The sequence below is a fragment of the Ktedonosporobacter rubrisoli genome (genome assembly GCF_004208415.1).
Classification (GTDB): domain Bacteria; phylum Chloroflexota; class Ktedonobacteria; order Ktedonobacterales; family Ktedonobacteraceae; genus Ktedonosporobacter; species Ktedonosporobacter rubrisoli.
The window spans coordinates 7974588-7987146 of record NZ_CP035758.1; the positions used below are offsets into that span (position 1 = coordinate 7974588).

The window sequence follows — 12559 nt, forward strand, 5'->3', positions numbered from 1 at the left end:
GTTTAACTGACCTTGCCTGCTGCGGGTAGCGATTTGCCCAGGGTCTGCAGGTGTGCCATTGAGCCGTACAACTGCTGCATGCGTGCAAACTCCTGCGGATCATAGAAGGCGCACTGTTCGTCGCCAAAGGCCTTGGCCACCTCAAGCGAGAATTTGACGGCCAGGGCGATATCAACTTCGTGGCTGGCTCCTGTTGCGCAGCCTGGCACAACTGTCTCCGCCGTAATCGCGACTCCGACGACGGGCGCAGCGGTGGCTACGGCGGGCTGCAAGATGCTATTTACATGGTAGAGCCCATTGCCGTAAGGGGTGATATCCTGCATGGTGATGCCAAAGGTGTGCGCCGGCTGGCCAGTGCTCATCTCTAGCAGATTGATCAGGTCATCGCTGAATTTGAGGATATAGCCCTCTTTGACGGTTGGCGAGATGGCGATGCCGCGATGGTTAAAGAGCCGGTTGCCCTTGGTCGTATCGATCGAGAGAATGGCATCCATCTCCTGGCTGACCTCGTGGCGATTCACGGTAAGGATATCAACTGGCGAGTCCATAAAGGCTACGGGATGATGCGGGCGCGTGGGCGCATGCGGGCAGATATGCGTAGAGATGATGACGTCGCCGGGCAGAATATCGCCCTTTGTTTGCATATCGGCGAGCTTGAGCGCGCAGGCCATGGCAGCAATAGCGCCATCGCCGTCTGAGACCAGACCGATGCGCTCCGGACGCGCGCCAATGCCGCCCAGGCGTCCCACAATCGCTAAAGTGGGAGCTTTGCCACCGAGCACCTTGCCGCGCTGACCGGGAATGACCACCCTGACGAAATCGGTGCTGCCCTTTTCGCCCTCAACTGTCGTGACGGTTACATGTCTGGCACCGCGCGCTTCAAGAAAAGCTTTGACTTTCTCTCCCGATACGGTGCTATCATCAAGGAGTTCAAAGATCTCAATTGTTTGCTTGAGAGACATAGCAGCTCCTATGCAAAAATATAGGAAAGCACTGGCTTCCCAATAACTTGCTCGATCGGCTTAAAGAGCTGGGGATCGCGCATGCCGGCCCCCAGAAGCAGGCGTTGGCGCGGTACGTGTACCAGGATGATCTCTTCGCCTTGCTGCAGTTCGGCGGTCGGGATCGGAATGCCGGTAGCTCGCTGCAGGGTCATGATGAGATCGGGAAAGGTGCCCAGGCGCTCTCCGCCTTGTTCCAGCGTCATATACTCGTTCCAGAAGGTCAGGGCGTAATCCTTGATCTCGACAGTTCCAACATCGAAGCCGCCCTGCATGTTCAGGGTCACGTTCTCTACGGTTCCCTGACAGATGATCTTGCCGCCAAGAAATTCCATGGCCGCCCGCGCTACCGCGTCGCCGCCCTTTGTCTGCTGCTTGAGCATGAGACGACCAAGCTCAAGGGCCTGGCCAATCGCTCCGCAGGCTGCATGTTCGCGCGCGTAACGTACCGTGACGGGATTGCGCGCGACGGCAACAAGTCCACCGGCCTCTACCGAAGCCTTGCGAATAAGCGAGGCGCAGGTGGTGAGCGAGCCAGAAACAACTGTCTCGATATATTTATCGGCGCGACCGCCGGCCGCCGCCTGGATAGAGACGTAGCTGGCGTCCTGCTGCAGGCCCATAGAGCCCATGACGCCGGTGGGATGCGCCCGCCCATTTGAGGGCGCGTCGATAACTGGCAGACCCAGCATGGCAGCCTGGAACCAACCATTGACAGTTGTGCCGGCCCCATTTTCGTTGGTGGTGATGCCGGCCAGCTTGCGCCCAAGCCTGGCCTGCAAGAGCTCGATAGCGCGGATATAATGCACGGGCTTGAGATATTGCTCACGCGCGGAGGGCGCTCCCACTAACGCCACAACGGCCAGAAGATCATCGTCGGCAAGTTCGTCGAGCGAGAGGAGTTGCGGCGTACCCACTGCAAGAGCCAGTTCGCCCATTGTGGAACCCTGGGTGAGCGATCCACCACCGCCACCACCGAGTAACGCACCACCGAGTACGGCTGCCTGGACATCCGCAGTTGAAAGTATATAGGAAGCCATTATCATACCTCGGTAAAGTTTGTTATAGCATACAGAGATTCCTCGTTTTAAGCTATGGAAGCGTGACCAAATTTTGCCCCTATGATTTGTGCCGCCAAACAAATGCAAAAAAGGCCTCTCAGTTTTTCCCTCAGATACGCTAAGGATAGAGAGACCCTGGTAATCGACTTCTGCGTTTCCTCTAAGACCGTGTTTTGGGATGCGCGGCAGTAATGCTGTATGGCTAAAAGAGCAAGCCGGGAGAAGATTTTTGCTTTGTAAGATGATAGAATCCTTGCATGCAAAGAGGGAGCGGAAGACAGTGGTGCGCAAGATTGACAGGCTCGGCGTGAGCTTTCTGCTCACTCAGGGCTGATACGAACGCCAACCCGATTGATGTGATAGAATATATGTTTCAATTCCGAGGAGGAGCTTATGAGCCGGAATGCCGTGAAGCGTCTTTATCTGATGCTGGTTGGGTCCATGCCGCAATACCAGATTCCGATCGTGTGCTATCTGGTGCAAACGGGTGACGGCAAGAATATTCTGATTGACAGTGGTCTACCTGAGATTATACCTGAAGAAGATGCGGAGTTCGAGAACGGGCAGGACGTTATCAAGCAGTTGGCGAGCATTGGCTTAAAACCTGACGATATTGATATAGTCATTTCGACGCATTATGATATTGACCATGCCGGAAGACATGCGGCATTCACGAAGGCGCAATATGTTGTTCAGCGTGTGCATCATTTGGATGCGGCGAGCAACCCGCGTTTTGCTGCCAATCGCCCCCAATGGGATCAGCCAATGGAGCGCATTCAGCTGGTGGACGGAGACACGGAACTGCTGCCGGGGCTGGAGCTGATTGAGACTAGCGGGCATGTACCCGGACATCAATCGGTGCTGGTGCGGCTGCCAAAAACTGGGGCGATTTTATTGCCGATTGACGCTGTTCCCTTCGGCGAGGGCTTTACCCGTGACGCGCAGGATGACGGGAGCAACCCTGACGCTGAAGCGATCCGTGCCAGTACGATAAAACTGCTTGATCTGGTCGAACGGGAGCATATCAGGCTTGTGATTTTCGGTCATGACAAGGGGCAGTGGGAAGGGCTGAAAAAGCTGCCTGAGTATTACGAGTGAGGAGCAGCCGAATCATCGCCACCTGGATCAGTGTTTCACTCGTCTGCACTTTTCGCTCGTAATACTTACTCATTGATAGAGACAGTTACTTTGAGGTTGATTGCGTCATCGAGAGCCATCCTTGGGGTTTGTGGCCTCGTTTCGGCGCTTCATCTCCTGCTCAAGAGACGCTTGAAACGAGTGCATCGCTTCTGGAGGTACCTGGCAATTTTTCTGTGCCAGGGCCAGCTCGCCCAATTTGGCCCTGGCAGACATCTCTTATTAAGCTATGGAAGCGTGACCAAATTTTGCCCCTACGATTTGTGCCGCCAGACAAATTCAAAAAAGGCCCCTCTGTTTTTTTTCTTGCAAATTCTCTAAAAGGCAGAGAGACCTGATAAGCTGCTACTTCGTTCCCTCTAAAGCTGCTATCTTTCGCAGACTTTGCAAAGCCCATGGCCAGACAGGCCAAGGCTTGTTCGACAATGGGATAGCTGCAAACTTATGCATGTGCGCCTACATTGACTGGACCGAGCGTCAAGCAGGGTTGCGCATTGAGGAATGCACCAATACGCTCCACCTGTTCGTCGAGCTCGCGGCGCTGGGTAGCGCTGAGCTGCTCAAATGCTTCTACTGTGATATCAAGCCGGCGGCCAGAGCGTCGCTGGTGCCAGACTCCGGCCACGATTCCATCGACGAGGAGCACCTGATAGTTTCCCGCTTGTCCGCTCGGCGTCAGTGCGCGTTGTGTGGCTCGTCCGGGAAAGAGTAGTTCACGCGGCTGGCCACCAACTGCGTAGGCGTCGAAGTAGGGAAGGAGCCGAACGCTTTGTGGCAAACTTGACGGGAATGTGCTATCTCCAGCTACTACCCATGCCAGGCTGCCGTTGACCTTTACGGGTTCAAGTTCGGCGGAGAGAGCGTTGAATAACTCCTTTGCCCAACTCCGCGGTGCGTTAAGCCATTGCGCGAAGTGCTGCGGTGTAGCCGGTCCATAAGCAGACAGGTAGCTCTTGAGTAGCCAGGTGAGCGCCCTGCGTTCCTCAACTGGCGCAAATTCGGGGAGAAATCTGCGTGGGTTGGTGTAGGTTACTTTGGAGCCTCGATTGGGGCCAAAGCACAGCGCACCACAAATGCCAGCCTGAGCCAGGGCCATACGCCAGCGCGGCCACATGCCGTTGAATGCGGGCATGACCAGCTCGCCAGCCCAAGATCCGGTGGCCGCAATAACCGCTTCGCTCAGTTCGTCAATGGTTAACTCGGTATCGCTAAGCGCGGCAGCAATGACCTTGACTACCTCATCAGTTTGCTCGGGAGTCAGCCGTACCTCCTGGCTTTGACCGTTGTGGGACGGAGGAAGCGCCGAAAGCGCACCAGCCCACAGTGGCAGGTCCTGGGCCGCAAGCAGGTGAACCGTGCCGCGTGGACCAAATGTTTTGATCAGGCTGTGTTCGCTCCACAGAGCATCTTTGACCGCTGTTGAGGTGAGGGAGGCACTGCGTAGCCCTATGGACCAGAAGGCCGCGGATACTACCTGAGCGTGCGCTCCACAGAGGGCTCTTACGATCTCTGCCGGTCGAGCGCCCTGTGCGGGAGTGTCGAGCCCGTGGCGAACAAGCCTACGGGCCGCTACCTGGCTCCATGAGAGGGATAGTTCCCCTGTTGTTGATTGCATCATCGAGAGGCATCCTTGTGGCTTTCGGCTTCGCTGCGGCGCTTCATCTCCTGCTCAAGAGATGCTTGAAACGAGCGCATCGCTTCGCTATACTGCGGCTCTGCGGCACGCTTTGCCATTTCCTCAAAGGTGAGGTTTTCAAGACGGGTCTGAATCCACCACAGATTGTCAAAGGGATCGCGCAGGCGTCCCACGCGGTCGCCAAAGGCCAGGGAAGTCATCTCGGATACGGCAGTCGCACCAGCAGCAAGAGCTTGCTGATACACTGCATCACCATCAGGGACGAAGAGACGCAAGAAGCATGGGGTATCAGGCCATCCCTCGTGCGCATCAAAGGCCATTACGATGCTGTCGCCGATTCTGGCTTCGGCATGACCGATGCTGCCATCCTCGTTGTAGACCCGCCCCAATTCCTGGGCTCCAAATGCTTTGCTAATAAAATCAAGGAACCGGGCTGTGTCTCGTGAGATGATCCAAGGCGTCACGCTATGATAGCCCTCTGGGATTGCTTGCACATTATTTTGTGGTGTCATTACTCTTGTTCTCCTTCTGTACTGCCTCGATAGAGACAGTATATCCTCAAAGGAGGTCAGAAGCTATCAGCCTTTGGAGGCGCCTGGCAATTTTCTGGGCCAGGGCCAAAATGAGCGAGCTGGCCCTGGCAGACATCTCTTACAAGTCTTCTAGCCCTTCTCAGCGACACGTTCTAAGAGCACCATTGGCATGATACGAGACGTTCCTTCTTGGGCTTTGGCGAAGTCGGGCGCTTGTCTTACGAGCTCTGCGAAGAGGCGTTCACGTTCGGCTGGCGGCGCAACGGTCGCATGAACGTTCAATTGCTCGGTCCCAACTTCAATCATGACCTCATTTGGATGTGCGAGAATATTATAGTACCAATTGGGATTGCGGGGAGAACCAGCATTTGAGGCAACAATGACGTACGCGTGGCCATCTTTGATGTAGCGCACAGGCGTGATATGGGGTTGATTGGTTCTGGCACCGCGGGTGTGAAGCAAGAGAAATTCTGGTCCTGGAAAATTTTTCACCTTGCCGCCATTGGCCCGAAACTCTTCAATGATCTGCGGATTGAGCGTCTTGGCGCGCCGTGCCGCCTCTTCGTAATTCATACTCATGTATTCTTCTCCTATCAAGCGTACAAAGTTCATGAAACAGGGAGCCTGGCATACACCCTCTTGCCAAAGCAGAGAACCATCTTGCCTGGCTACTCCTGTTCTTCCAACAACAGTGTCGTGTATACTACACTCTTAGGAAGAGTACCATGTGCCTGCGTGCAAAACAATCAGCAAACAGACAGGCGCGTCGTGTAAACGACACAGAGTTGAAACTGTCGCCTACACATATTGGAAATATAAGAGCATACCGAGGGAAGAAATCACTTTGACAACATCTGTTAATTCGCGTGATCCACGGGTCAAACGGACCCGTCAGCTGTTGCTGCAAGCGTTCATCACCTTAGTGGAAGAACGGCACAATCTTCACTCGATTTCGGTGCAAGAGGTTGCGAAACTTGCCACGGTCAACCGGGCGACCTTTTACGACCACTTTGAAGACAAATATGCGTTGTTACAGTGCTGGATGCACCAGAAGTTCCACCAGAAACTCACAAGTCAATTTCCTGCCTCCTCTACCTTGCAATTGAGTACCTTGCATCAGCTGATACGCTCGGTCTTTGACGTGCTTGCGCTCTTTCGTTCGTATGTCAAGCCAGCCGATAGGCAGTACGAGCCGCTCTTCGAAAGCGTGCTTCAACAAGAACTGTATGCCCTCCTCTTGAGATGGCTCAAGCAGGTTCCAACAGAGGCACCTTTGCAAGAAGAGGCAGGAGAAACCACGGCACAAGTCATCAGTTGGGCCATCCTGGGTCCTGCCACGCAATGGAGCCGGGGAGATCAAACGGTTGCAGCAGAAGAAATGACCCGGCGCGTCTTGCGCGTCGTGATTGCTGGCATGTCACCTCTCACCACGGTTACCTGACTGGCATTTGAGGAACAAGCAAGAAATCCAGCAGCTTGCCCCCGGCCTGGCATGGTCTCCTTTTAAGTTCCGTCGCTGCGTGCCTTTTCGTCAGTGGTAGCGCTGCTGCAGGTCTGCAGAACTGGAGAGCAGCGCCTTGAGCTGTTCACAGATCTGTTGCTGCCGCTGTGTTTCAGGCGATTGTTCCATTGTCTCTAAGGAGATCAGCAGCATCCAGACCGACGATTTTAGCACAGTTATTTCATTGGCATCAAAGGTGGTTGTCTCACGCCAGCCATTCAGGGTTAGCATGCGCTGGATTTTTGTCTTAACGCCTTTGACGGTGATCAGCGCGATGTCTAAATTAGGCAAGGGCTTGTTTTGGGCCTGGGCTATCTGTTCAAAGAGGGCGAGCCCCGATTTCAAGACGAGCAATTGATCTATGGTAAACGTCAAACAGGGCAGCTTGCGCTTGATCCTCACGCCTTTACCACGCACACGATGTTTTTTCATAATTGATCTCCTCCCTGCGACCTTAACTGAGTTGCTGTCTGGCTATCCTCCATGAGATGTTTGGCAATTCATGTGCTGGCGTCGGATGTCTCAGAATGAAACAACCGGTAAAGGAAATGCCAGTCATAATGAGGACCGCTTGTCGAATCTGCTCAGCGTGTTGAGGCGAGATCGGATTGCCTTTTAGCGCGTTATACACGGTGAGGTAGCGCACGCATGCACGATTCGCAACGGCCAGAGCTAGCAGACGGTGGGCTTTTAGATAGTCCTCAAACAATTGCATTATGCTTCCCCCTTTGAAAAGAAACGAAGTCGCCGAACATTACTTATACAACCTTACTTTTATAAACTTACTTTTTTAACCATAAGGTTATGGTCTTATTGTAACATCTCAGAGAGTCCTTGTATAGTAGCAAGAGATATTTGAAAGAAGGAGTACTGCGATTGATACGATTGCGGTTGAAAGAAGTACTCCAAGAGAAGGGCATGAGTCAGTCGAAGCTCTCGCGGCTCGCTGATGTATCTATTAGCACTGTACAGGACCTCTACCATAATCGACAGCGTGATCCTGGCCTTGGAACCCTGGAGCGTATCGCCAATGCTTTGCAGGTAGAAATTGGCGATCTTTATGAAGTATTGCCAGATGATGCAACTAATAACTAACGAGATGTGTCACTTTGGAGAAACGGGATAGGGGCAGAGCCCTTGTCGGTGGAACTCTCTCCCCCGGAGAGGTAATGGGGCGAATCCGCTCGATCGCGGCGTGCCACAGCCTCTCTTCTCACTTCACCGTCGTAGGCGGTGGAAAAACTTGCACATGGGGCTAACTAAGCATCAGCTATGATCTGAGCAACCACAACAGCAATTTCGAATAGCGTCATATATCGCTAGAGTTCTTGAAAGTACCCTGCAATGTTTTCCTGACGCTTGACGAGATATTCATGCCGAACAGTAGGAGTAAATTCTTAAATACATACTGTCTTGCCTGATATTCCAGGGTGATTTGCCTAGCACCCTGGCCTCTTTCTCTTGCTCAATATTCTTTCACCTCTTCTATGTATTAACTGAAGAGCTTACATTTACGCCCCCCGCATTGAAAGGTTCTATATTCAAGGCTTTCCCGTTCTCTAAAAAAGGGATTGTTAAGGGCTGGCCCTTAACCGGGGCTTGGGGCGAGAGCCCCAAATTCCTATCCTCTTCGCCTTCGTATTTATGATCTTGGAAGCAAAGTCATATGTCATTGAGGGTCAAGCATATCTGACCAGGAAACACATTACATCTGCAGAAGATTGTTTTAGCAGGGCTGTCGAGAAAGCAAGTGAAGCTCTTGGTATCGTCAAAAGCATTGATTCGTGGATAAATATTGTGCGCATTGAAAAGATCTGTTCTGAGATTGCCCGGACAGACTACGGGAAGGATAACTTAGCACTAGCAAGTCTGGAAGTGGAGATCACCAAAGCGAAATATCCGCAGATGTTTCAGTAGAGTATCCTTCTAGCAGGAGCAGGGTATACCAGATGTTACGCGACAATAGCTTTCCAGGCGAGAAATCCCGGCGCTGGGTCTTGGCCAGGCTCTTGCAGATTTTTTCTGCCTCACTCACACGGGGCTCTGAAAAAGGGGCTTGTCGCGTGAGTGAGGCGGCAATGGCGGGCACGCGTTCATGGAGCTTGAAGCCAGGAGCCTCCAGAGGTTGTCTGCCATCGCCGGTTAAGGCGCTGCACCCGGCCAGGTAATAGCTGCGAATCTCAGGGTCGTGGCTGACCAAGTACCCGCGCGGCAAAACGTAGCAGGTGTTCCTGGTAGGTGATTCCAAGCTCAGGCTGCAACGCTGCGCTAATATGGCCTGCGTCGAACCAGACTACCTCAATCTCTTTGCCCTGTTCTTTCATCTTCTGCTCATACAGCTCGATGGGACGAGCAGGCGAACGATAATCGTTGCGTCCCGCCAGAATCAGCACCGGTGCACGCACCTGCTCGATGTAGGTCATGGCTGAGCTGGCCTGGTAGCGTTCAGGCTGCTCCTCTGGTGTGCCCCCAAGAAGCGACATTTGCACGCTGCGCATTGCTCCCCCGGTCGTTTCGTAGAGCGTCTCCAAACCGACAACTGGCGCCTCCGCCATGCCACCAGCCCAGAGATCTGGATATTTGCCGATCAAGAGCAGCGTAAGATACCCGCCGAAGGACGCACCCGTCAGAAAGATCTGGGAAGCAGTGGCGATGCCCTCCTTGATCAGGAACTTGCGGGCCGCTACCACATCTTCACATTCCCAATGGCCCAGATCACCCCACACCTTGCGCTCGAAGGCGCGCCCAAAGGTGGATGATCCGCGAAAATTGACCGAGAGAAAGGCAAAGCCAGCATCCAGCCATGCCTGGCTGGCAGGAGCAAATGTTTCTCTCTGCAACGTAGCCATTCCGCCATGCATCTCAATGATGACAGGGTATGGACCTTGCCTATCGGGAACGGCTAGCCAGCCCTGCACCATCTGCCCGTCAGAAGATGGAAAGCTTACCGAGCGCCAGGGGCGGCCCACCGGTACCTCAGCTGAGGGTAAGACGGTGCGAGTGCGGGTCCCTGTCGTACGGCTAAGCGCGATCACCTGACTGGGGTGAGTGGCATCTGTCCATTCTGCGAAGATCTCATTCTCCGGCCCAAAGGAGGCTTTCCGGCCCAGCGAATCATGGTACCCTAGCGAGCCACCAGGAACCTGCAGGGGCGAAAGGGTAGCGTTTTCGAGATCGTAGAGGTAGAGATTCTGCACTGCCTGCCATGACTGACACAGTAAGATCTGCCGTCCATCCTCTGACCAGTCTAGCGGCTCCACGTCTCCTTCCAGAGGAGAGAGGGCAAGCTCTTTCCGCTCGGCGGTGCGCGGATGCCAGAGGAAGGGTCGTTTCATCCCCGTCTCGTTACTGCTAGCCAGGAGACGCTCATCTCCGGCCAGGGGGGAGAACGCAAGCGGCTCGAAACTCTGCTGCTCTTTCCACAGCTCCCCGATGGGCTGGCCCGTGTGGGCATCGAGGATCAACAGGCTAAAGTTAAGGTTTCCAGAGCGCGAGCTTGAGCCAAGGGCCACGAGAGCGCCATCGGCGGAAACAAAGCCTGGGGAGAAGTAGGATGCACGGATCATAGAAGGCTCTTGATGGATTTTGCGTGCAGGGGAGAGCGTCCCGTCAGGTCCTATATCTATGCAATAGAGCATGAACCCTTCCTGGTTAAAGGCAATGATGGCCAGCAGGTTATTGGCTCGGCTGCCTTGCATGCCAAAGAACGCATAGGGAGGCAGCTCCGGGGTAATATCTTCGGGAGCACCGCCCTCAAAAGAGACACGCACGAAATGCCCCATCTCGTTGCCTTGCGCATCATCATGATAGTAGATGGTGCGCCCATCCGCAGAAAGATAGGCGTAGTAGAGGCCACCCTTGTGCTGCGTCACCTGCCGCAGCGAGCCCGCGGGGACATCCCAGGCATAGATTTGCCCCGAACGAGTGCTGGCGACGATCCCGCGTGTCTTGTTCGCAGCCGCTAGTTGGGTCCACATGATCGCAGGAGCGCGAAAGCGCTGTTTCCAGGGGGCATCTTGATCAAAGCGCATGGTTTGAAGCATGGTATCTTCCTTCCTTAGTTACCAAAATTATGCTCCATCAATTTAATTAATGAAATTAGTAACATTTCAAAAAATTATCTTAGTTACTAATTTAAATATATCTTAGTCTTATGAATAGAAATTGTCAAGGAGTTCTTCAGAAAAAATCTCGGGAGGAATAAATCTGCTTCAAGCGGCTGAGTGCAGCGGGATTACAGATCATTTCTTTTTGCTCTGCGATTGCCCGGACAGACTACGAGAAGAATAACCTGACACTAGCAAACCTGGAAGTGGAGATCATAAAAAGTATCCGCAGATGTTTCAGTAGAGTATCCCTGGCCAGATTCCCTCTTGACCTGGAGTCCACTCCAGGTTGTACACTTCGTGTTGTCGGCGAAAGCATTGAGAAGCTGACAATTTGCTGGCTCAACAAACACAACATGTAAATTCTGCAATATCGGGCCTGAGCGCCGTAGGCCAGCGGAGCGGACCCAATTTCTCTGCTCTTCCTGTCGCACAGACGGCGCAAACAATTATGAAAGGAATGCTCTATGCCTGTTACTTCTCGTTTTAATGCTCAATCGACGGCGGCTGAGGTTATCGCGAATCATGATCTCAGCGGTAAAACGGCTCTTGTTACGGGCGCCAGCTCGGGTTTAGGAGTTGAGACGGCTCGCGCGCTGCTCTCGGCTCGGGCCGAGGTGATTCTTGCCGTACGTGACGCGGAGAAAGGGGAGCATGTGGCCCGAGACCTGCGTACGGTCACGGGCAACGATAAGGCTCACGTGCTCGTGCTGAACCTTGGCTCGCTGGCTTCGATCCGCCAGGCCGCCGAGCAGTTTAGCGGCCGCTGGTCCAAGCTGGATCTGCTGATTAATAACGCCGGGATTATGGCCACACCCCACGGCTATACTACCGATGGTTTTGAGCTACAATTTGGTACCAACCATCTAGGGCACTATCTCTTGACGCTCCTGCTTATGCCAGCCCTGCAGGCAGCTGCTCCCGCCCGCGTAGTTGCGCTCAGTTCCAGCGGACATCGCCGCTCCGATATCCACTTTGAGGATATCCAGTATCGTCAGCGTCCCTATGATCGCTGGGAAGCCTACGGCCAATCCAAAACCGCCGATGCCCTCTTTGCCGTTGGCCTGACCCACCATTTTGCACGGCATGGCATCACGGCCAACGCCGTCAATCCAGGCGGCATTCATACCGGGCTGCAGCAGCACGTGCCACAAGAGGAATGGCGTAGCGTGGGTTGGGTCGATGAGCAAGGCAATCTGACTGCGCGCTTCAACAAAACTCCCGAGCAGGGCGCGGCTACCTCGATATGGGCCGCAGTTGCTCCCGAGCTTGCGGGCATTGGTGGGCGCTACCTTGAAGATTGTAACGAGGCTGGCCCGCATGATTCCAGCGAAAATCAGCTCACCGAGGCTTTCCACGGCTATATGCCCTATGCCCTGGACCCGGAGAGGGCTGAGCGACTCTGGCAGGTCTCGCAGGATCTAGTAGGCCTGTAAGCGCCCAAATTCGGCTTGCGATCTCTAAGCAGCTCACTGGCTAAGCTTATGAGAAGAAGCACTTTAGCATCCTGGCCAGGTCTGCCAGGCCACGGCCAGGATTGTGCCTGACATAATGCTGGGATCAGTGGGCCGATTAATTATTATT

13 protein-coding genes and 1 pseudogene are annotated in these 12559 nt (G+C 54.0%); 4 read left to right on the plus strand and 10 right to left on the minus strand.

Annotation, left to right across the window (positions count from 1 at the left end):
- Positions 1 to 2: 2 nt before the first annotated feature.
- Entirely contained in the window at positions 3 to 962 is a 960-nt protein-coding gene (locus EPA93_RS34555) for a DUF1177 domain-containing protein (protein WP_129891878.1), read from the minus strand.
- 8 nt (positions 963 to 970) lie between these two features.
- A complete protein-coding gene (locus EPA93_RS34560; protein ID WP_129891879.1) occupies positions 971 to 2041 on the minus strand; it encodes a DUF917 domain-containing protein in 1071 nt (356 codons plus the stop codon).
- Positions 2042 to 2455: 414 nt separating this feature from the next.
- Between EPA93_RS34560 and EPA93_RS34565 the strand changes: the two genes are divergently transcribed.
- Positions 2456 to 3160 carry an N-acyl homoserine lactonase family protein gene (locus EPA93_RS34565; protein WP_129891880.1) on the plus strand — a complete coding sequence of 235 codons (705 nt, stop codon included), beginning with the start codon at positions 2456 to 2458 and terminating at the stop codon, positions 3158 to 3160.
- On the opposite strand, the pseudogene EPA93_RS49290 reads toward EPA93_RS34565, so the two are convergent.
- From EPA93_RS49290 to EPA93_RS34585, 4 genes and pseudogenes are all read right to left on the minus strand, one after another.
- Positions 3153 to 3233, minus strand: a pseudogene (locus EPA93_RS49290) (IS5/IS1182 family transposase); the annotation flags it as partial. The gene EPA93_RS34565 and the pseudogene EPA93_RS49290 overlap by 8 nt on opposite strands.
- Positions 3234 to 3641: 408 nt before the next feature.
- Entirely contained in the window at positions 3642 to 4817 is a 1176-nt protein-coding gene (locus EPA93_RS34575) for a winged helix DNA-binding domain-containing protein (protein WP_129891881.1), read from the minus strand.
- Entirely contained in the window at positions 4814 to 5347 is a 534-nt protein-coding gene (locus tag EPA93_RS34580; RefSeq protein WP_129891882.1) for a VOC family protein, read from the minus strand. Before EPA93_RS34580 ends, EPA93_RS34575 begins: the two co-directional genes overlap by 4 nt.
- Positions 5348 to 5497: 150 nt before the next feature.
- Positions 5498 to 5947: a nitroreductase family deazaflavin-dependent oxidoreductase gene (locus EPA93_RS34585; RefSeq protein WP_165423596.1), complete on the minus strand. Its 450-nt coding sequence runs from the start codon at positions 5945 to 5947 to the stop codon at positions 5498 to 5500.
- Between the two features lie 265 nt (positions 5948 to 6212).
- Here EPA93_RS34585 and EPA93_RS34590 point away from each other — a divergent pair, with 265 nt between their 5' ends.
- Positions 6213 to 6809 carry a TetR/AcrR family transcriptional regulator gene (locus tag EPA93_RS34590; RefSeq protein WP_165423597.1) on the plus strand — a complete coding sequence of 199 codons (597 nt, stop codon included), beginning with the start codon at positions 6213 to 6215 and terminating at the stop codon, positions 6807 to 6809.
- Positions 6810 to 6899: 90 nt separating this feature from the next.
- Here the strand turns inward: EPA93_RS34590 and EPA93_RS34595 are convergent, their stop codons facing one another.
- Positions 6900 to 7301, minus strand: coding sequence for a hypothetical protein (locus EPA93_RS34595; RefSeq protein WP_129891885.1), 402 nt, complete (start codon positions 7299 to 7301; stop codon positions 6900 to 6902).
- Positions 7302 to 7323: 22 nt separating this feature from the next.
- A complete protein-coding gene (locus EPA93_RS34600; protein WP_129891886.1) occupies positions 7324 to 7584 on the minus strand; it encodes a hypothetical protein in 261 nt (86 codons plus the stop codon).
- Positions 7585 to 7760: 176 nt separating this feature from the next.
- On the opposite strand from EPA93_RS34600, the gene EPA93_RS34605 reads away from it, so the two are divergent.
- Positions 7761 to 7964 (plus strand): helix-turn-helix domain-containing protein, encoded by a 204-nt coding sequence (locus EPA93_RS34605; protein WP_277988992.1) that lies wholly within the window; start codon positions 7761 to 7763, stop codon positions 7962 to 7964.
- Between the two features lie 787 nt (positions 7965 to 8751).
- Here EPA93_RS34605 and EPA93_RS34610 read toward each other — a convergent pair.
- Both EPA93_RS34610 and EPA93_RS34615 read right to left on the minus strand, forming a co-directional pair.
- Complete coding sequence (locus EPA93_RS34610; protein WP_129891888.1) at positions 8752 to 9084, minus strand: hypothetical protein; 333 nt, start codon at positions 9082 to 9084, stop codon at positions 8752 to 8754.
- Complete coding sequence (locus EPA93_RS34615; RefSeq protein WP_129891889.1) at positions 9050 to 10912, minus strand: prolyl oligopeptidase family serine peptidase; 1863 nt, start codon at positions 10910 to 10912, stop codon at positions 9050 to 9052. Before EPA93_RS34615 ends, EPA93_RS34610 begins: the two co-directional genes overlap by 35 nt.
- Before the next feature lie 530 nt (positions 10913 to 11442).
- Between EPA93_RS34615 and EPA93_RS34620 the strand changes: the two genes are divergently transcribed.
- On the plus strand, positions 11443 to 12411 hold the full coding sequence (locus EPA93_RS34620; RefSeq protein ID WP_129891890.1) for an oxidoreductase: 969 nt from the start codon (positions 11443 to 11445) through the stop codon (positions 12409 to 12411).
- The last annotated feature ends 148 nt before the right edge of the window (positions 12412 to 12559 follow it).